This window comes from Gemmatimonadaceae bacterium (assembly GCA_036273715.1).
Lineage (GTDB): Bacteria > Gemmatimonadota > Gemmatimonadetes > Gemmatimonadales > Gemmatimonadaceae > JADGGM01.
Map to the genome: position 1 here is coordinate 1 of DASUHB010000017.1, position 20,273 is coordinate 20,273.

Genomic DNA, 20,273 nt, shown 5'->3' on the forward strand with positions numbered 1-20,273 from the left:
TCATTCCGACGCGACTTTCTGTGATCGGAGAAGACCGCGTGCGCGTGCCCGCGGGGACGTATGACTGCTGGGTCGTTGCCGTTCACGCCGACCCCGGTCGTGGCCTCTACTGGGTCACGAAGCAAAATCCGATCGTTGTCCGCAGCGCGATCGATATCCCGTCAATGGGCGGAGCACAGCTCGTGAGCTCGCTCGTCCGGACGACCCGGTAGCTCGAAAAAAGATTGCGGATGCATTGAAAGGGTGATGGCGACTTCGCCGTCGCCCCTATGTTCGCGCCCATGTCAGCGGCCAGGCAGGCGTTTGGAGAGCTGGGCGAGCGGATCGCGGAGCGGTGGCTTCGGCGTCACGGGTGGCGGGTTGTGCAGCGAAGATTTCGCAACGGCCATCGGGACATCGACCTCGTTGTCGAGCGCGACGGAACCATCGCATTCGTCGAGGTGAAGGCTCGGAAGGGACGGGAATTCGGGGATCCGGTCGAAGCCGTCAACTGGAGCAAACAGCGGGAGCTAGCGCGCTCTGCTTCAGTCTGGATCGACCGGCACGGTCGACCGACGGACTCGTATCGGTTCGATGTCGTGGGCGTTCTCGTGGAGGGTGAGCGCGTCCGAGTTCGCCACGTTCCGAATGCATTTTCTCTGTCGTATTCTGCTTGAATCTTAGCTCTCTGTTTCGTATTTTCTTCGGGTGTCGGATTCTCCGTCTATCCGGTACGATTACGCTGCATGGCCAGAGCGGACTACAACTAACCGAGAGGATGAACGAAAATGGCTGTGTCGACTTTGCAGGATGACAAAAAGAAGGCGTTGAATCTGGCCATCGCGCAGATCGAGAAGAGCTGTGGAAAGGGGTCCATCATGAAGATGGGATCGGACAGCGCTCGAGTGCGTGTGGAAGCGATTCCAACGGGGGCCATCAATCTGGACGCGGCCATTGGCGTGGGCGGTATTCCGCGCGGGCGTGTCACGGAGATCTACGGTCCCGAGTCGAGCGGTAAGACCACGTTGTGTCTTCACGTGGTGGCGAACGCACAGCGAGCCGGCGGCGTCGCCGCGTACATCGATGCGGAGCATGCGTTAGACACGGACTACGCGTCGAAGTTGGGTGTGGATGTCGAGAATCTATTGGTCTCGCAGCCGGATACGGGTGAGCAGGCGTTGGAAATCTGCGAGATTCTCGTGCGCTCGGGTGCGGTGGATGTGGTGGTGATCGACTCCGTTGCAGCGCTGGTGCCGAAAGCGGAGATCGAGGGAGAAATGGGGGACTCGCACGTCGGCCTGCAGGCTCGGCTCATGAGTCAGGCGTTGCGGAAGCTGACTGGTGCAATCGCGCGCTCGAAGACATCGGTCATCTTCATCAATCAGTTGCGTGAGAAAATCGGCGTGATGTTCGGCAACCCCGAGACGACGACTGGTGGGAAGGCGCTCAAGTTTTACGCCTCGGTGCGTCTCGACATTCGCCGGATCGGACCGGTCAAGGAAAAAGAGGATGTCATTGGCTCGCACGTGCGGGTAAAGGTGGTGAAGAACAAGGTGGCGCCGCCCTTCAAGCAAGCCGAGTTCGACATCATGTATGCGGAGGGCATCAGCCATACGTCGCTGCTCGTCGACATTGGCGCGGAGTCCGGCATCATCGAGAAGTCGGGCGCGTGGTACAGCTACAACGCGCAGCGTATTGGGCAGGGACGTGAGAACGCGAAATTGTTCTTGAAGGACAACCCCGCGATGCTCGCCGAGATCGAGGAGAAGGTGAAAGGAGTACTCGGCATTCGGTTAGTAACGGGTGCGGAGGGCGATCTGGTCGAGGAGTGACGCGCACACATCACTCGGAAAGTGCCGAGGGGGTGGAACGCCGAGATGCGGGGTACCCGGAAATTACTCCAGTCTCGCGATTTCCTTCCTCGGCATTTTCTTTGACGGATCGTAGATCGAGGTGTCGTCCGTGCCTGTCATAACTGCCGTCACGTCGAGCACGCGTTGGGCCGGCGCGCGCGCCGATCGGAGCGAGAGCGTGGGTGGCCGGTACAGCATCGCGGTCGATGGCGCAGCGGTGGGCGATCTGTCGCTCGATGCGATCGAGCGTCTCGATCTACACGTTGGCGCGCAGGTCACCGATCGTGTCGTTGCCGCGATCACACAGGAAGTGCAGGCGCTGCACACCTACGATCGGGCCGTGACGTTGTTGGCTGCGCATGCGCGTGCGTCGCGCGAGCTGGAGCGGTTGTTGGTAAAAAAGGGCGAGCCGCCCATCCTTGCGAAAGCGGCAGTTGCCCGCCTTACGGAGCAGGGCTTCCTGGACGATGCGTCGTTCGCGCGGCAGTTCGCGCGCACCAAGCTGGCGGGCGGCTTGTCGCGACGCCGCATGCAGGCGGAGCTCGCACGCCGCGGCGTGACCCGCGACGTCGCCGACGCCGCGATCGATGAAATCGTGACCGACGACGGCGTAGACGAAGCTCAGGCGTGCGGCCGGGTTGCGGAGCGGAAGATGCGATCGCTGCGCGATCTCCCAGCAGATGTGCAGCGCCGCCGGCTCTACGCGTTTCTGGCGCGTCGCGGGTACGAGCTCGGCGACGTTCGCGCGGCGGTCGACCGGCTCGTTCGCTGAGTCGCCCGCAGGGCTCCTTCGCTCTGCGCATTCAGGTGGTGCAGCAGCGCGTGTCGCGGCTTCGGCCTACTGACTCGTATGCCTTCTGTACGAGTATATTGTTGCGTTATGCGCGCTTCCGAAATTCGCCAGCGCTTCCTCGCGTACTTCGAGCGAAATGGCCACGCGATTCGCCCCAGCTCCTCGCTCGTACCCAAGGACGACCCGACGTTGCTGTTCACGAACGCGGGCATGGTCCAATTCAAGAAGATTTTTTTGGGGCAGGAGCAAACGTCGTTCGGGCGGCGCGCCACCACCGCGCAGAAGTGTGTGCGGGCCGGCGGCAAGCATAACGACCTCGAGCAGGTGGGACATACCGCGCGTCACCACACGTTCTTCGAGATGCTCGGGAATTTCTCGTTCGGCGACTACTTCAAGCGCGACGCCATTCGGTTCGCGTGGGAGTTCGTCACCGAAGAGCTGAGCATCGACAAGCGGCATTTGCGCGTGACGGTGTACGAGTCGGACGACGAAGCACGCGGGTTGTGGCGCGAGGTAACCGGACTCCCCGATTCGCGCATCTACGGACTTGGCGAAGCCGACAACTTCTGGCAGATGGCGGACACTGGCCCGTGCGGTCCGTGCAGCGAGATCTACGTGGACCTCGCGCACTTTGCGTCCGACTGGTCGTTTCCGGCCGGAGCGCACGGTGAGTGGACGGAGCTGGACCGGTCCGAATTCTCGCGAGATGCGTTCGTCGAAGGCGCCGAGGCGGGGCGGTTCCTCGAGATCTGGAACTTGGTGTTCATGCAGTTCGACCGCCAGCAGAATGGCGAGTTGGTGCCGCTGCCGCGGCCGTCGGTGGACACCGGAGCGGGACTCGAGCGCATCGCGGCGGTAAAGCAGGGCGTGACATCCAATTATCACACCGATCTGTTCGCGCCCTTGCTCAAGGCGGCCGAGGAGGCCGTGGGGATTTCGTACCGGGGCCGCACGTCGGATGTGGAATACGTCGTGGAAACGGGGCCGCGGCGGGTCACGGTCGAGCCGGCATCCTTCCGCGTGCTCGCGGACCACGCTCGTGCGGTGGCGTTTCTGCTTGCCGACGGCGTGTATCCGTCCAACGAGGGTCGCGGCTACGTGCTGCGCCGGATTTTGCGCCGCGCGGTGCGGCACGCCTGGTTGTTAGGCAGGTCGGAGCCGACGCTGGTGCGCGTGGTCGAGCGGGTGGTCGATACCATGCGCGACGTGTATCCGGAGCTCGAGGCGCGCCGCGGATTTTTGTTGGACACGACGCGGGCGGAAGAGGAGCGCTTTCTGGCGACGATCGAAGGCGGCATGCAGCGCTTCGACCAGCTCGCGCCCGTGCGGTCGACGCAGGGCTCGACGTCGCTGCGCGGCACGATTTCCGGCGACGACGCGTTCCGGCTGTACGACACCTACGGGTTTCCGATCGATCTCACCGAGTTGATGGCGCGCGAGCGCGGGTACACGGTGGACATCAGCGGCTTCGAGCGCGCGCTGGATGCCCAACGGGAGCAGTCGCGCGAGGACCGGCGCGCGCGCGACATCACGGTGGCGGCGGACGTGCTGGCCGATGCATCGCGGTGGGACCGCGCGACGCCGGCGGAGTCATCGCGCTTCGTGGGCTACGACACCGTGGAGATCGAAACGCAGGTGACGGCGGCGCGCCGGTTGGACGACGGACGCATCGCGGTCATGCTGCGCGAGACGCCCTTCTACGCCGAGTCGGGTGGTCAGATCTCGGATGTGGGCGAGATCGTTGGGCAGGGATGGCGGGTGGATGTGGACGACGTGCGCAAGGTTCAGGGGACCCACGCCGCGGTCGGAACGCTCGTGGGCGATTTCCGCTTCGGGCCGGCGGTGGCGCGGGTGCCCACGGACCGCCGGCGCGATACGGAACGCAACCACACCGCCACCCACCTGCTCCACGCGGCGCTGCGCGCCATCCTCGGCGAACACGTGCACCAGGCCGGCTCGTTAGTCGCGCCGGACCGGCTGCGGTTCGACTTCACGCATCACGGCCCCGTCGGCGCCCAGCGCTTGGCCGAGATCGAGGCCTGGGTGAACCGCGGCATCTGGGCCGACGTGGACGTGGCGACCACCGAGCGACCGTACCGCGACGCGGTGGCGGGCGGCGCGATGGCGTTGTTCGGCGAGAAGTACGGCGACGTGGTGCGCGTGGTGTCCATTCCCGGGTGGTCCATGGAGCTGTGCGGCGGCACGCACGCGCGGAACACGGGGCAGATTGCGCTGTTCAAGATCGTGGCCGAGACGGGTGTGGCGGCGGGCGTGCGTCGCATCGAGGCGGTGACCGGCCCCAAGGCGTACGAGCTGCTGCGCGACGAGGAGCGCCGGCTGGAGCGGTTAGGCGAGTTGGTGCGCGCGCCGGCGGACGGCGTGGTCAAGCGCGTCGAGGCGCTGCTCGAGGAGCGGCGCGCGCTGCAGAAGCGGTTGGACGACGCGCTGCGCGGCGGCGGCGACCAGGTGCAGCGGCTCGTGGCCGGCGCGGAGCGGGCCAACGGGGCGCGCATCGTGTCGGCGGTGGTCGAGGCCGGCGACGTGAAGGAGCTGCAAGCGTTAGGCGACGCGCTGCGCGAGCAGCTGGGGAGCGGCGTGGGCGTGCTGGGCTCCTCGTTCAGCGACGGGAAGAACACGCTGCTGGCGGTGGTCACCGACGATTTGCGGGATCGCGGGGTGCGCGCCGACCAGTTGATCCGGACGATCGCGGCGGCGGCCGGCGGCCGCGGCGGCGGCAAGGCGCACATGGCCCAGGCGGGGCTGCCCGACGCGGCGCACGTGCGGGAGGCGATCGCCGGGGCGCCGGCCATCGTGCGCACTGCGTTAGGCGGAGCGGCATGACGGTCGGGGACTGGCTGGACACCCGGGAACCCGTGCCGCCGCCCGCGCTGGCGACCGAGCTCAGGCGGGCGCTCGGTCCTGCGTTAGGCGCTGATGCATCCACCGTGCGCGAGGCCTCGCTGGCGGCCGCCGAGTCGCTGCTGGCCGAGGCGCTCGCGGCCGGCTGCCGGACGCGCCCGCAGGCCGTGGTGCTCCTCGCCGCCGATGCCCTCGTCACCTACGCATTCGAGGCCGCGGCCGATGCGCCGGAAGCGTTAGGCGAACGCGCCGCCCAAGCGGTGCGCCGGTTGTCGCGACTCGCCGCCGCCGCCGGAGGCGCGGCGTGACGCTCCTCGACCGCCTCACCGAAACGAGCGGCCTGGCGGTGCTCGTCGATCCCGCACGCACGTCGCCCGACGCCGCCCGCGCATTGGGTGAGCGCGCGGCCGGCGAGGGCGTCGCGGTGCTGCTCGTCGGCACCAGCTTCGGACAAGGCGCCGACGCGTCGGCCACCGTGCGCGCGCTCCGGTCCTCCGCGCCCGACATTCCGTTGGTCCTGTTCCCGGCGGCCGCGTCGGATCTCGTGCCGGGCGTCGACGGCGTCCTCATGCTCTCGCTCGTGTCGGGACGCAACGCGCAGTACCTGATCGAGGAGCACGTGCGTGCGGTTCCGTTCTTCGATCGTCATCCCGAGGTGGAATCGATCGCCACGGCGTATTGCCTCGTAGACGGCGGCTGCGTGACCTCGGTAGAGGCGACCAGCCAGACACGTCCGTTGCCGGCCGACAAACCGGAATTCGTGCACGCGCACGTCAGTGCGGCGGCCCGCATGGGAATGCGAGCGACGTATCTCGACGCGGGGAGCGGGGCGCGGCGTCCCGTCGCTGCGGCACTGGTCAGCGCGGCGCGCGCGGTGTCGCGCGGACCGTTGTTCGTCGGCGGCGGCATCCGGACCACCGAGCACGTGCGCAGCGCTCGCGATGCCGGCGCCGACTTCGTCGTGGTCGGCACGTTGTTCGAGCAGAGCGGCGGGCGCGAGGTGGGGACCCTCGTCAACGCGGCGCAGTCGTGATCGACATTCACACACACCTGCTCCCGGGTGTGGACGACGGCTCGCCATCGATACAGGCTTCACTTCCGGTGCTCGACCGCTTCGGGCGGGACGGCGTGGATGTGCTGGTCTGCACGCCGCACCTGCTCGCGACGGACGCGATGCGCGCGCCGGTCGAAAAGTATGCATCGATTCTGGCGCGTCTCGCCGGGCACGCGCCGACCAAACCCGAGCTCCTCCAGGGCTGGGAGATCATGCTCGATGCGCCGGGCATGGATCTTCGCGCCCCGGGACTCCACCTTGGCGGATCGGACGCGGTGTTGGTCGAGTTCCCGCGCATGAACGTGCCGCCGGGCGCATCGAACGAGCTGCTGCGGATCCGGATGAGCGGAGTGATACCGGTGCTGGCGCATCCGGAGCGATACTACGGTGCGACCATCGAGCAGGTGTACGAATGGCGGGATGTGGGCGCGGTGATCCAGCTGGATGCGATCATGCTGTTCGGCACGTCGTCGGGCTGCCGGCTGGCGCGCCAGATGCTCGAGGAGGGATTGGTGGACTGCATTGCCAGCGACAACCACGGCGACACCCGGTCGCTGGCCTCGGCCCGCGATTGGCTAACGGAGTTAGGCGCGGTGGAGCAGGCGCGGCTGCTCACGCATACGAACGCGCTGCGGCTGCTGAACGGCGAGCCGATGATTCCCGTGGCGCCGGTGCCGCACGCCGAGCCGGGGATGCTCGGCCGGCTGCGGCAGATGTTCTTCGGCCGCAAATGAGCGCCACCCGGCCGGCCGATTCCGCCACGCTCCTCGCGGCCCTGCGGGAGCTGTCCGCCGCGGCGGCGCGCACAGCCGACGCGCTCGAGGCGGATATTTTGCGCGCGGCGGCCATGGTCGGGAGCACGGTGCGGTCCGGCGGCACGCTCTTCTTCTGCGGCAACGGCGGCAGCGCGGCGGACGCGCAGCATCTCGCGGCCGAATACGTGGTGCGGTACCAGCGCACGCGGCGCGCCTGCGCGGCGGTGGCGTTGACCACCGATACGTCGATTCTGACCGCGTCGGGCAACGACCTCGGCTTCGAGCAGGTGTTCGCGCGGCAGGTCGAAGCGCTGGCCCGTCCCGGCGACCTGCTGGTGATTCATTCGACGAGCGGGCGTTCGCCTAACGTGCTGGCGGCGGCGCGCGCGGCGCGCGCGCGGGGCGTGCCGGTGCTGGCGTACACGGCCGGCGACGGCGGACCGCTGCGCGCGCTCGCCGATCACGCGGTCGTGGTGCCGGTCTCGCGCACCGACCGCGCGCAGGAGCTCCATCTCTGCATCGAGCACGCGATCTGCGAGCTGGTGGAGCGCGACCTGTGATCTCGCTGCGGGGGCGGCGCGCGCTGGTGACCGGCGGCTCGCGCGGCATCGGCGCGGCGACGGCGCTGCTCTTGGCCGAGTGCGGCGCCGACGTCGGCATCGGCTACCGGAGCCGCGACACGGACGCCGCCGACGTCGTTAGGCAGATGGCGGGGCGCGGCGTGCGGGCGTTCTCGGTGGCGGCCGACATCTCGACCGGTGCCGGCGCCGAGTCGCTGTTCGATCGCGCGGCCCGCGAATTCGGCGGCATCGACATCTTCGTCGGCAACGCGGGCATCTGGCCCGTGGAGGAGACGGCGCTCAGCGCGATGGATGACGCGCGGTGGACGCGCACGATGGAACAGAACATCCTCGCGATGTTCTACACGACGCGGCTGGCGGCGCGGCACGTGTCCAACGGCGGCCGCATCGTGCTCGTGTCGAGCACGGCCGGCCAGCGGGGCGAAGCGTATCACGCGGACTACGCGACCTCCAAGGGCGCGATGATCTCGCTCGTGAAATCGCTCGCGGTGGAGCTTGCGTCGCGCGACGTGACGGTGAACAGTGTCGCGCCCGGCTGGGTGGACACCGAGATGTGCGCCGAGCCGTTCGCGCGCGGCGGCCGGGAGCGCATCGCGTCGGGCATCCCGCTCGGCCGCGTGGCCACGGCGCGCGACATCGCGGGGCCGATCGTGTTTCTGTGCTCGGACCTGGCGCGGCACGTCACCGGTGAAATCCTGAACGTGAACGGCGGGAGCGTGTTGTGCGGCTGACTCGCCCGTTAGGCACGGGCGCCGGCGCATGATCGTCATCCTGTTCACGGGCGGCACCATCTCGATGCGGCATGATCCGGCGGCGCAGGGCGCCGTGCCGGCGTTGTCGGGCCGCGAAATTCTGGCGGCCACGCGGGGCATCGAGGAAGTGGCGGACGTCGAGATCGAGGAGTGGGGCGCGTTTCCCGGACCGCACATGACCATCGAGCGGATGTGGTCGCTCCGGCAGCGCATTCGCGACCACGTGTCGCGGAGCGAGGTGCAGGGTGTGGTCGTGACGCACGGCACCGATTCGATGGAAGAGAGCGCGTATTTCGCCGCGCGTTCGCTGCCGCCGGACAAGCCCATCGTGTTCACCGGCGCCATGCGCACCGCGAGCGATCTGGGCTGGGATGGTCCGTCGAACCTCCTCGACGCGGTCCGGGTGGCGGCAAGCGAGGGCGCCTGCGGGTACGGCGCGATGGTCACGATGTCGGGGCGGGTGTTCACGGGTCTCGACGTGACGAAGGCGCACACGCACCTGCTCGATGCGTTCGAGAGTCCGGGCCTCGGTCCGGTGGCGGTGGTCGACGACGGCGAGGTCATTTTTCGGCGCGCGCTGGTGCCGTCGATGCCGCCGCTCGATCCCGCGAATCCGGCGACGCCGGTGGATCTCGTGTACGCGGCGGCGGGCACGGACTCGCGGCTGCTGGATGCGTCGCGGCCGGCGGCGTGCGGGGTGGTGGTGGCGGCGATGGGGCGGGGCAACGTGCCGCCGGCGATGGTGCCGGGGATCGAGCGGTGGATAGCGGACGGCAAGCCGGTGGTCGTGGCGTCGCGCGCCCAACGGGGACGGGTGGGCACGACGTACGGGTACGCGGGCGGTGCGCGGCGGCTCGAGGACGCCGGCGCGATTTTGGCGCCGGGCCGCCGTCCGCAGCAGGCGCGCATCGACCTCATGCTTGCGTTAGGACTCGGCATGGGGCCGGCGGGCGTGCGCGCGCTGTTTCAGAGTTAGGCGCAGTGCCGCGCGATGCCGGGCACGACCGGGCGCGGTTGGCGCCGCCCGCGACGGTGGTCGAAATCGCGCGCGTGCTCACGGGCGCGGGCTTCGAGACCTGGTGCGTGGGCGGCGCGGTGCGCGACGCGTTGTTGGGCGAAACGCACCTCGACTGGGATCTCGCCACCGCGGCCACTCCCGCGGATGTGCGGCGGCTGTTTCGGCGCACGGTGCCGGTGGGGATCGAATTCGGCACCGTCGGCGTGCTCGATCCGGCGAACGTGATGCACGAGGTGACCACGTTTCGGCGCGATGTGCACACCGACGGCCGCCACGCCGTGGTGGAGTTCGGCGTGTCGCTCGACGATGACCTCGCCCGGCGCGACTTCACGATCAACGCCATTGCGTACGACCCGTTAGGCGACGCGCTGCGCGATCCGTTCGGCGGCCGGCGCGACCTCGAGGCGCGCGTCGTGCGCGCCGTCGGCGACCCCGACGCCCGGATGCGCGAGGACCGGCTCCGCGCCCTCCGCGCGATCCGGTTCGCGGCGCGGTTCGGCTTCGAGATCGAGCCGCGCACCTGGCGCGCCGTGGCCGACTCGTCGCCGTTCATGACGCGGCTGTCGCACGAACGGGTGAAGCAGGAGATCGAGAAGACGATGCAGCAGGTGCGATACGCCGGCCGCGCCATCGGGCTCTGGCGCGAGAGCGGCGTGCTGGCCGCGCTCGTGCCCGCGCTCGCCGCGATCTCCGACGTGTCGCTGACGTCGCTCGACCTGTTGCCGCCACCGCGGAACGAGGCCAGGCCGGACCGTGAAATGCAGCGTATCGTCGCCATGGTAGCGGATCTCGCCCCGCGCGATGCCGAACGTGCGCTCAGAGACCTGCGGTTTCCGAACAAGACGGTCGCCTGGGTCGGGTCGGTGTTGCGGGGATGGGCGCTGATCGGCGATGATGTGCGGCGCGTGCTCACCGACGACGCCGGAGCATCCGATGCCATGCTGCGCCGTTGGGCGGGGAAGACCGGACGCACGCGCGCGCGCGCGGTGTGGCGGTTGGGCGCGGTGCGCTTCGCGGCGGAACGTGCACTCGGTCGGCCGGCGCCGGCTGCCGCCGCAGTTGCGTCGGCGTATCGGCGTGCCATGCGCATCGCATTCCGCGATCCGGTGGAGATCGGTGATCTTGCGGTCGATGGCGATGACCTGCTGGCGGCCGGCGTGGCGGCGGGTCCGGAGATCAAGGCGGTGTTGGAGCGGCTGCTCGACGACGTGCTCGATGATCCCGCACGGAACACGCGCGACGCGCTCCTTGCGCGCGTGGCGAGCGTGCGCGGTCGCAGTTAGGCAACGGACGAGGCGGACATGTTCTTTCGCGGACGGCAGCCGGACCAATCGGTGTGGAAGCGGTTTCGCACCGCGGCCGATGGCTTTTCGTTTTCGCACGATGGCGACTACTACACGGCGCATCTCGTGGCGAACGCCGAGCGCGTCGTCGATCTGTTCATCGCGCTCATGGAGCATCTGCCGCCGGCGGTCGACGTGGCGATCAGCGACGAGCGCAGCGGGCGGTCCTGGAAGGGCGAAGCGCTGGCGCTGCCCGACGTGCGCGAAGCGGTGTCGCGCATCAAGACGCTGCTCGCGACCAACGGCGGCGCCGAGTTGTCGGTGTACACGAGTGAAGACCAACTAACGGTGAATCCGGTGCTCGAGCTGTTCATTTATTCGCGCACGGATCAGTGGCTGTACATCCTGAAAGGAAAGGGATTGGAGGAGCGGCGGCTCGTGCGCACGCGCAGCTGGCGCGGTGTGCGTCGCGAGTACGCGGATGCGCCGGAGCTGGTGGCAGCGCTGGCCCAGGCGGCGGAATCGCTCAGGCTCGCTCCGGCGTGAGTGCGACGCCCTGGGCGTATGCGATTGCGGCGGCGGCGGCCAACGTGGTTGGCGCCGCCGCCGTCACGTGGCGCTCGCGGTGGAGCGTCGCGACGCTCGAGACGCTGGTGGCGTTATCGGCGGGATTCATGATCGCGGTGTCGCTCACCGACATCTTTCCCGAGGCGATCGCGAGAAGCGGCGACCGCGGCGCCATGGCGGCGCTGCTCGGATACCTGCTCGTGCATTTCACGCAGCACACCCTGGCGCCGCACTTTCATTTCGGCGAGGAGACGCACCACGTGACCGAGCGCGTCGGCGTGTCGGCGCTCGTGGGCTTGCTGCTGCACACGTTCGTGGACGGCGTGGCCATTGCATCGGCGTTCCTGGTGAGCCAGGCGTTGGGCACGCTCGTATTCCTGGCGATCGTGCTGCACAAGCTGCCGGAGGGTTTGGCGATTTCGAGTCTCTTTCTCGCCGCGGGCGCGGGTCGCAAGCGCGCGCTCTACGCCGGCCTGTCGCTCGGCTTGGCAACGCTCGCGGGCGTGCTCGTGACGGGCCGCGTTGCGTCGCTGGCGATGTACGGCCTTGGTCTTTCGGCGGGCGTGACGCTGTATGTCGGCGCATCGAACCTCGTGCCCGAGTTTCAAGGGAAGCACGGCTGGCGGCTGCAACTCGCCTTCTTCGTGGGGTGCGGACTGTTCTTCGCGGCGCGCTCCGCCGTGAGGGCGTGAGCGTGCCAACACGCGGCGGTCGACCGTCGCGCGGCCGCGGCGAGCCGTCGTTGTTCGCGGCGCCGGAGAGCGCGCAGCCGCTGGCGACGCGCATGCGGCCGCGCTCGTTGGACGACGTCGTTGGGCAGGAGCAGTTGTTAGGCCCGGGCACCGCGCTCCGCGCGGCAATCGAGACGGGCACCGTGGGCTCGATGATTTTCTGGGGGCCGCCGGGAACGGGGAAGACGACGCTGGCCCTGCTCCTCGCCCGCTATACGGACCGGGTGTTCGTCCCGTTCTCGGCGGTCACGGAAGGTGTGCCGCGCGTGCGGGAGATCGTGGCCGAAGCGGAAGACCGCCTGGCGACGTTGGGCCGCGGGACGATTCTGTTCGTCGACGAGATCCACCGGCTGAACACCGCGCAGCAGGACGCGTTTCTGCCGCACGTGGAGCGCGGGACGATCACGTTGGTCGGCGCGACCACGGAGAACCCATCGTTCGAGATCAACGGTGCGTTGTTGTCGCGCTCGCGGGTGTTCGTGCTGAAACCGCTCGACGCGGCGGCGATCGAGACGCTCGTTAGGCGGGCGGCCGCCGACCGCGAGCGCGGCCTCGGCGTCCAGGAGCTGGCGCTGGACGATGATGCGGTGCGGCTCATTGCCGAAGAAGCCGACGGCGACGCGCGCCGCGCGCTGACGGTGCTCGAGGCAGCGGCCGCGCACGTGGGTGCGCGGGGGCACGTCACGGTGCCCGTGGCCCGTGACGCCATGCAGCTGCGATTCGCGCGGCACGACAAGGCGGGTGAAGAACACTTCAATCTCCTGTCCGCGTATCACAAGTCGCTGCGCGGGAGCGATCCGCAGGGGGCGCTCTACTGGATGGCGCGGATGATCGAGGGCGGCGAAGATCCCATGACGATCTTTCGCCGCGCGATTGCCATGGCGGCCGAAGATGTCGGTCTCGCCGATCCGGGGGCGCTCCAGTTGGCGGTGGCGGCGCGCGACGCGTACCATATGTTAGGCGCGCCGGAAGGCTATCTTCCGTTAACCGAGATGACCATCTATCTGGCGACGGCGCCCAAATCGAACAGCGCGAAGGCCGCGTTGGGCGCGGCCATGGACGCGGCGCGCGAGACGCCGGCGGCGCCGGTGCCGATGCACATCCGGAACGCGCCCACGCCGCTCATGAAGGACCTGGGGTACGGGAAAGGCTACCAGTACGCGCACGACGCGCCGGAGGCGTACATTCCGCAGGAGTATCTGCCGGAGACGCTGCGCGACACGGTGCTCTACGAACCGGGGAAGTTCGGCTTCGAGAAGGAAATCGCGAAGCGGTTGGCGTGGTGGGCGGAGCTGAAGCGCAAGGACCAGCACGCGGAATGACGCGAGCGGTGTATTTCATCTGAGCGACGGAGTCAGACCATCTCGAAGGAACCGATTTCCCTTGCGCCGCCGGTCGAGCGCGTGCTCCTCGTCGGCGCGCCGCCCAAGCGATCCGGCGCCAAGCAGCAACTGACCGAGCATCTCGCCGAGCTCGCCGAGCTCACGGATACGGCGGGAGCGGTCGTCGTCGGAGAAGTGACGCAGTTTCTCGAGCGGCCCAATCCCGGCACGTATCTGGGCAAAGGCAAGTTGGAGGAGTTGGGCGAAGCGATCGCTCGCGAGCAGGCGACGCTGCTCGTGTTCGACGACGAGCTGACGCCGGCCCAGGCCCGCAACATCGAGGAGATCACGGGGCGCCGCGTCATGGACCGCGCCGAGCTCATTCTCGACATCTTTGCGACGCGCGCGCGCACGAGCGAGGCGCGCATGCAGGTGGAGCTGGCACAGCTCGAGTACATGCTTCCGCGCCTAACGCGGATGTGGACGCACCTCGAGAAGTTCCGCGGCGGCATCGGCATGCGCGGCCCCGGTGAAACGCAGTTGGAAACGGACCGGCGGCTCATCGGCAACCGGATCCGCGTGCTGCGCGACCGGCTGGCCGACGTGCAGAAGTCTCGCGTCGTCCAGCGCCACGGCCGCCGGACGACGTTCAGCGCGGCGCTCGTCGGCTACACCAACGTGGGCAAGTCGTCGATTCTGCGCGCGCTCGCGGCCGACGCGAACATTTTCGTCGAAAACCGGCTCTTTGCGACGCTCGACCCGCTCACGCGCAGCGTTGACCTGGGCGACGGGCGCCGCGTGCTGCTGAGCGACACCGTCGGATTCATCCGCAAGCTGCCCCACCACCTGGTCGCGTCCTTCCGCGCGACCCTCGAGGAGGTGCGCGAGGCCGACCTGCTGCTCCACGTCCTCGACGCGAGCCATCCGATGTGGGAAGAGCAACGCCGCGTGGTAGACGGCGTGCTGGCCGAGTTAGGCGTGCAGGAGAAGCCGACGCTCAACGTGTTCAACAAGATCGACAAGCTGCCGGCTGCCGAGCTGGCCGCGCTGCAAGACCGGCTGCGCCCCGTCATGCCTAACGTCGTATTCGTGTCCGCGACGGCCGAGGACGGATTGGAGCCGCTGCGCCGCGCGTTGCTCGCCGCCGAGCGAAAGGAGCGGCCGGTGAGCTGCGTGCGCTTGCCGCTGTCGGACGGCAAGCTGCTCGCCGACCTGCACCAGCACGGGGAAGTGTTGGATCAGCGCGCGGTGGGCGACGAATGGGTGATCACCGCCCGCCTCGACCCGGCGACCGCGGGTCGGCTGGTGCGGTTAGGCGCCACCGTACGGGCGGACCACAGGCGGACACGGCCTGACGAACAGCGACAGGCGGACAAGTCTGACCACAGGCGGACACAACCGGACAGCGGGTAATCAGGTCGGCGTTATTGTGGGTGTGTCTCAACCGGGCCGAGGAGTCCGGTTATATCCGCGCTGCCTCCGGCTCTGTCCGCCTCTTTTTTCGGCTCTGTCCGCCTTCGTCTGCCTTTTTTTCGCTTCTCTCCGCCTTTCGGCTCCATCCGCCTTTGAAGGGATCTCGGCAGATTGGTTTGCTCCGGTTGTGTCCCGCCTGGTCCGCGTTTCCGTCCGCCTTTCAAAGGATCTCGGCGGTATGGTGTTGTCCGGCCGTTTCCGGCTGCGTCCGCGTTTCTCTCCGACTGTAGTCCGTTAGGCGCTGTTCCCACACGGCCCTCAGGAGCGCGATCGCGCCTTCCGGACATTTCTCCACGCAGATTCCGCAGCGCGTGCAGAGATCGGGGTCGAGGTGCAGCTGCTTGGGCGGACCGGGCTGCATCTGAAATGCGCCTTCCGGGCACGCGCTGACGCAGCGGCCGCACGATGTGCACTGCTCGTCGACCACCGGGAGGACGCTGCAGTCGAAGCAGCGCGTGGCCTCGCGCTGCATCTCGGCGTCGGGGCGGGCGGCGGATGCAGAGAACGGGTCGGCGGCCGGCGGTGCGTGCGCGCCGGCGTCGAGCGGAGGGGTGGCGAGCGCCGTCACCGCGCGGGCGTCGGTCCAGTCGTCCGCCTCGACCCACGCGGAGGCGATCGATACCTGCACCACGCGGCCCGTGAGCGCGCCGTGGATGCTCCACGCGGCGCGCTTGCCGTCGGCCGTCGCGTGCGCGATCGAGCGGTGACCGAACGCACAGGCGCCGCCGGCCCACACGCCGAGCATCGACGTCTCGAGCGACAGCGGATCAACGACGATATATCCGTCGCCGTCGAGCGCCACGTCCGGCGCGAAGCGCGACGCATCGGGCGCGCGCGGCGCGGCCGTCACGATCGTGTCGCACGCCAGCACCTTCGCGGTGCGGTCCGTTGGGCGATCGATCTCGATCCCGTTCAGCATCCCGCTCTCGTCGGCACGCCAATGACCAGCGGTCCACCCGTCGTGCACCACGATGCCTTCTCCCACGGCGGCGGCGATCCACGCCGCCGGGATGTCCGAGTCTTCCAGGGCGTGCTCGAGCACCAGCTGCACGACGGGGAGCACGCGCTCGTCGCGCGCGGCGCGGCGGACGATGGCCCGGGCGGTGTCCACCGCGAGATCGCCGTCGCCCACGATGACGACGGTCCCCTCGAGCGGCACGTCGCTGCCTAACACAGCCATCGCGTCCATCACCTGCGGGTGATCGGGTTGGGCGCCGAACAGCGGGTAGCGCGGCGACGAAGCGCCGATGGCGAGAAACACCGCGTCGAATTCGCCGGCGAGCAGGGCGCGCACATCGGCGGCGCCTTGAATGCGATAGCGCGACTGCAGCTCGAGCCCGCCCATGGCGAGCACCGCGGCGCACTCGGCGCGCGCACTGGCTACCGGAAACCGGAATGCAGGCAAGGCAGCCGTGAGCAGGCCGCCCGGTTCGTCCGCCGTGTCGAACAACATGACGCGGTGGCCGAGCAGCACGAGGTCGTGTGCGCACGCGAGTCCGGCCGCGCCGGCGCCGATGACCGCCACGCGCGTGTCGGCGCGCGCTCCGCGAAGCGCCATGTCCGGCGTAAGGCCGACGAGTCCGGCGACGGACCGCGCGTCGTGCGGGCTCGTGCACGGGCCGTCCGGGACGACGAGACGCGGCGGCTCCAGTGCGGCAGCATGCGCCTCGAGCGCTGCGATATCGACGGGAGCGCCGAAGTGACGGCGACGGCACGCGCGCTCGCACGGCGCATGACATCCATGGCCGCACGTGCTGGCGAGCGGATTCACCGCGCGCACGATCCGCCACGCGGAAGCTCTGTCGCCGCGCGCGAGCGCCGCGGTGAGCGCCGGCACGTCGACGCCGAGCGGGCACCCGGAGCCGTGGGCGCATGGAACGAGAGCGCCGAGCGAGGCCGGCGCGAGCGGAAGGGGATAGCTTTTCGCTTGAACGCTCACTGTGCCGCGGTTATGTTCGAGCGATTGAGGCTAAGTTGACGCGCGGGTGCGACTTATATTTGGCCAACGGGCCGCGTTGCAACGGAAGGACGGTCAGGCCACCCCTGGGGTTACCGCGTCGCGGCCCCTTGCGTCCGAGGGGTGACACGCACGCGATCTTGCCGCGCCGCATGATGAGGCGGCCGCGCGCGGTGCGTGACGCACGAAGCCGGTCTGGCCCACATCCAACGATCAGGTCATGAACACTTTCGACGCGCTGTCGGACAAGATTGCCCAACGCCGGGTCACGTGCGGAGTCGTCGGGCTGGGCTACGTCGGCCTGCCGCTGGCGATCGAGATGGGGCACGCCGGACTGCGCGTAATCGGATTCGAGAAATCGGGACGCGTGGTGGACCTGGTGAACGGGGGCGGCAGCCACATCAAGGATGTGTCGGCGCAGGACGTGGCCGCGTTGCGCACGGCGGGAAAGCTGGAAGCGACGCTGGACATGTCGCGGCTGGCCGAGTGCGACGTGATCTCGATCTGCGTGCCGACTCCGTTAGGCAAGACCAAGGACCCCGACATGACGTTCGTGGTCACGGCCACGGAGTCGGTGGCCGAGGCGCTGCGCCCGGGCCAGCTGATCGTGCTCGAGTCGACCACCTATCCGGGGACGACGCGCGAGCTGCTGCTGCCGACCTTCGAGAAGCGCGGTTTCCAGGTGGGCGATGACTTCTTCCTCTGCTTCTCGCCCGAGCGCGTGGACCCGGGCAATCCGACGTGGCACACGAAGAACACGCCCAAAGTGCTGGGCGGCATCACCGAGCGTTGCACGAAGTTAGGCGAGCAGGTGTACGAGCTGTTCATCGACGACGTCGTCCCCGTGAGCTCGCCCGAAGCGGCCGAGCTCACCAAGCTGCTCGAGAACACGTTCCGCATGATCAACATCGGCCTGGTGAACGAGATGGCCGTGATCTGCGACAAGTTGGGCGTGAGCGTGTGGGAAGTGATCGATGCGGCCGCGACCAAACCGTTCGGCTTCATGAAGTTTTCCCCCGGCCCAGGACTCGGCGGCCACTGCATCCCGCTCGACCCGCACTATCTCGCGTGGAAGATGCGCACGCTGCACTACAAGACGCGCATGATCGAGCTGGCCGGCGAGATCAACACGGAGATGCCGGCGTTCTGGGTCGGGAAGGTGGCGGACGCGCTCAACGACGCCGGCAAGCCCATGCGCGGTTCGCGCGTTCTCGTGTTAGGCGTGGCGTACAAGAAGGACATCGACGACCTGCGCGAATCGCCGGCGCTCGAGATCCTCGACCTGCTGAGCAAGAAGGGCGCGGAAGCGCGGTACCACGATCCGTACGTCCCCGAGATCGTGGACGACGGGCACACGCCGGGAGGCGCCGTTGGGCGCTCGGTGCCGCTCGATGACGAAACGCTCCGCGGCGCCGATGCCGTCATCATCGTCACCGATCACAGCGCCATCGACTACGGACGCGTGAAGCAGCTCGCATCCATCGTCATCGATTCACGCAACGCGCTGTCCCGCTCCGCGGTCCGTCCACCGGAGCCAGCGGCGGCGGCAATCTGAGAGCGTGCGCGACGTGAGCCTCGAGCGCGGCAACACGCGGTTCCGGATCGGCCTCGTCGGATGCGGCCGCATCAGCGAGCGGCATTTCGATGCGATCGCGCATACGCCGGCGATGCAGCTGGTCGCGGTGTGCGATGACGTCGAAGAGCGCGCGCGACAAGCCGGCGAGAAAATGAGCGTGCCGTTCTACACGAATTTCGCGCAGATGCTCGACGAGCGCGCGTGCGAGGTCGTGGCCATCTGCACGCCGAGCGGACTGCATCCGCGGCACGGCATCATGGCGGCGGAGAAGGGCGCGCACGTGATCTGCGAGAAGCCGATGGCGACGCGGCTGGAGGAAGCCGACGCGTTGGTCCATGCGTGCGATGACGCGGGCGTGTACCTGTTCGTGGTCAAGCAGAACCGGTTGAATCCCGCCATCCAACTGCTCAAGCGGTCGATCGATCTCGGACGCTTCGGACGCATTTATCTCGCGAACACCACCGTGCGCTGGCAGCGGCCGCAGTCGTACTACGACATGGCGCCGTGGCGCGGGACGTGGGAATTCGACGGCGGCGCCTTCATGAATCAGGCGAGCCACTACGTGGACATGATCCAGTGGCTGGTCGGGCCGGTGGAATCGGTGTCGGCCAAGACGGCGACGCTGGCGCGGCGCATCGAGAGCGAGGACACGGGAGTGGCGCTGCTCCGGTTCCGCAACGGTGCGTTAGGCACGATCGAAGTCACGATGCTCGCGCATCCGCGCAACCTCGAGGGGTCGGTGACGATCCTCGGCGAGAAGGGCAGCGTGAAGGTGGGCGGCACGGCGCTCAACCGCATCGAGACGTGGGAGTTCGCGGAGTACCACGACATCGACCGTGAAGCGGAGCTGCTGCGGGGCGCGCCGAACCCGCTCTCAGTGTACGGATCGGGGCACCGGCCGTATTACGAAAACGTCGTCAAGGTATTACGCCGTGAAGCCGCGCCCGACACCGACGGCCGCGAGGGCCGCAAGTCGCTCGAGTTGATCCTCGGCATCTACGAGTCGGCGCGCGCCGAGCGCGAGATCGCGCTGCCGTTGCGCGCGTTTCCGCCGGAGACGGAGTCGGGAGGCGGCCGCCGCGCGTGAGCGAGATGCGCGAGGTGCCGGCGGCGGGCGGCGGCAGCGCGCTGGTCCACGAATCCAGCTACGTCGATGCCGGCGCCACGCTCGGCGCCGGCACCCGCGTTTGGCATTTCTGCCACGTGATGGCGGGCGCCGTGATCGGCGAAGCGTGCAGCCTGGGCCAGAACGTCGTGGTCATGCCGAGGGTGACGTTAGGCAGAAACGTCAAAGTCCAGAACAACGTGAGCCTGTACGAGGGCGTGCGCTGCGAGGACGACGTGTTCCTCGGCCCCTCGATGGTGTTCACCAACGTGCTGAACCCGCGCAGCCACGTGTCGCGCAAGCACGAGTATCGCGACACCATCGTGAGGCGCGGGGCATCGATCGGCGCCAACGCCACGATCGTCTGCGGGCACGATGTCGGCGAGTACGCGTTCGTCGGCGCCGGGGCCGTGGTGACGCACTCGGTACCCGCGTACGCGCTCGTCACCGGCGTCCCGGCGCGCGTCGTGGGATGGATGTGCGAGTGCGGCGAGCGGCTCGACTTTCCCGAGGATCCGTCCGGTGCGCACGTCGAGTGCGCGGCATGCGGAAAACGGTATGCGGGCGACGGCGGCGCCGTGCGGCGCGCGGGCGCCTAACTGTCGGGCGGCAACC

Annotated in this window: 19 protein-coding genes; 18 read left to right on the forward strand and 1 reads right to left on the reverse strand. The window is 68.5% G+C overall.

Annotation, left to right across the window (positions count from 1 at the left end; all coding sequences use genetic code 11):
- The 15 genes from VFW04_03030 to hflX form a co-directional block, all read left to right on the forward strand.
- Positions 1-212 (forward strand): hypothetical protein (locus tag VFW04_03030; GenBank protein HEX5178282.1); only part of this gene is annotated, 212 nt, incomplete at its 5' end.
- A gap of 555 nt (positions 213-767) precedes the next feature.
- Positions 768-1,811, forward strand: a complete 1,044-nt coding sequence (gene recA, locus VFW04_03035; GenBank protein ID HEX5178283.1) for a recombinase RecA — start codon at positions 768-770, stop codon at positions 1,809-1,811.
- A 130-nt stretch (positions 1,812-1,941) separates the two neighbouring features.
- A complete protein-coding gene (locus VFW04_03040) occupies positions 1,942-2,604 on the forward strand; it encodes a regulatory protein RecX (protein ID HEX5178284.1) in 663 nt (220 codons plus the stop codon).
- A 108-nt stretch (positions 2,605-2,712) separates the two neighbouring features.
- A complete protein-coding gene (gene alaS / locus VFW04_03045) occupies positions 2,713-5,466 on the forward strand; it encodes an alanine--tRNA ligase (GenBank protein ID HEX5178285.1) in 2,754 nt (917 codons plus the stop codon).
- Complete coding sequence (locus VFW04_03050; GenBank protein HEX5178286.1) at positions 5,463-5,792, forward strand: hypothetical protein; 330 nt, start codon at positions 5,463-5,465, stop codon at positions 5,790-5,792. The genes alaS and VFW04_03050 overlap by 4 nt, the downstream gene beginning before the upstream one ends.
- On the forward strand, positions 5,789-6,517 hold the full coding sequence (locus VFW04_03055) for a geranylgeranylglyceryl/heptaprenylglyceryl phosphate synthase (GenBank protein HEX5178287.1): 729 nt from the start codon (positions 5,789-5,791) through the stop codon (positions 6,515-6,517). The genes VFW04_03050 and VFW04_03055 overlap by 4 nt, the downstream gene beginning before the upstream one ends.
- On the forward strand, positions 6,514-7,272 hold the full coding sequence (locus VFW04_03060; protein HEX5178288.1) for a CpsB/CapC family capsule biosynthesis tyrosine phosphatase: 759 nt from the start codon (positions 6,514-6,516) through the stop codon (positions 7,270-7,272). The genes VFW04_03055 and VFW04_03060 overlap by 4 nt, the downstream gene beginning before the upstream one ends.
- Entirely contained in the window at positions 7,269-7,853 is a 585-nt protein-coding gene (locus VFW04_03065) for an SIS domain-containing protein (GenBank protein HEX5178289.1), read from the forward strand. Before VFW04_03060 ends, VFW04_03065 begins: the two co-directional genes overlap by 4 nt.
- A complete protein-coding gene (locus VFW04_03070; protein HEX5178290.1) occupies positions 7,850-8,605 on the forward strand; it encodes an SDR family oxidoreductase in 756 nt (251 codons plus the stop codon). The genes VFW04_03065 and VFW04_03070 overlap by 4 nt, the downstream gene beginning before the upstream one ends.
- Positions 8,606-8,633: 28 nt before the next feature.
- Positions 8,634-9,602, forward strand: a complete 969-nt coding sequence (locus tag VFW04_03075; protein ID HEX5178291.1) for an asparaginase — start codon at positions 8,634-8,636, stop codon at positions 9,600-9,602.
- Between the two features lie 5 nt (positions 9,603-9,607).
- A complete protein-coding gene (locus VFW04_03080; GenBank protein ID HEX5178292.1) occupies positions 9,608-10,927 on the forward strand; it encodes a CCA tRNA nucleotidyltransferase in 1,320 nt (439 codons plus the stop codon).
- A gap of 18 nt (positions 10,928-10,945) precedes the next feature.
- Positions 10,946-11,473, forward strand: coding sequence for a hypothetical protein (locus tag VFW04_03085; protein ID HEX5178293.1), 528 nt, complete (start codon positions 10,946-10,948; stop codon positions 11,471-11,473).
- Positions 11,470-12,186 carry a ZIP family metal transporter gene (locus VFW04_03090; protein ID HEX5178294.1) on the forward strand — a complete coding sequence of 239 codons (717 nt, stop codon included), beginning with the start codon at positions 11,470-11,472 and terminating at the stop codon, positions 12,184-12,186. The genes VFW04_03085 and VFW04_03090 overlap by 4 nt, the downstream gene beginning before the upstream one ends.
- Positions 12,183-13,547, forward strand: coding sequence for a replication-associated recombination protein A (locus VFW04_03095; GenBank protein ID HEX5178295.1), 1,365 nt, complete (start codon positions 12,183-12,185; stop codon positions 13,545-13,547). The genes VFW04_03090 and VFW04_03095 overlap by 4 nt, the downstream gene beginning before the upstream one ends.
- Positions 13,548-13,628: 81 nt before the next feature.
- Positions 13,629-14,960, forward strand: coding sequence for a GTPase HflX (gene hflX, locus VFW04_03100; GenBank protein HEX5178296.1), 1,332 nt, complete (start codon positions 13,629-13,631; stop codon positions 14,958-14,960).
- A gap of 220 nt (positions 14,961-15,180) precedes the next feature.
- Here the strand turns inward: hflX and VFW04_03105 are convergent, their stop codons facing one another.
- Entirely contained in the window at positions 15,181-16,959 is a 1,779-nt protein-coding gene (locus VFW04_03105) for an FAD-dependent oxidoreductase (protein ID HEX5178297.1), read from the reverse strand.
- Between the two features lie 238 nt (positions 16,960-17,197).
- Between VFW04_03105 and VFW04_03110 the strand changes: the two genes are divergently transcribed.
- The 3 genes from VFW04_03110 to VFW04_03120 are packed head-to-tail and all read left to right on the forward strand — an operon-like array spanning position 17,198 to position 20,257.
- Positions 17,198-18,532 (forward strand): nucleotide sugar dehydrogenase, encoded by a 1,335-nt coding sequence (locus VFW04_03110; GenBank protein HEX5178298.1) that lies wholly within the window; start codon positions 17,198-17,200, stop codon positions 18,530-18,532.
- Between the two features lie 4 nt (positions 18,533-18,536).
- Positions 18,537-19,640: a Gfo/Idh/MocA family oxidoreductase gene (locus VFW04_03115; protein HEX5178299.1), complete on the forward strand. Its 1,104-nt coding sequence runs from the start codon at positions 18,537-18,539 to the stop codon at positions 19,638-19,640.
- 5 nt (positions 19,641-19,645) lie between these two features.
- Entirely contained in the window at positions 19,646-20,257 is a 612-nt protein-coding gene (locus tag VFW04_03120) for an acyltransferase (GenBank protein HEX5178300.1), read from the forward strand.
- Positions 20,258-20,273: the final 16 nt, after the last annotated feature.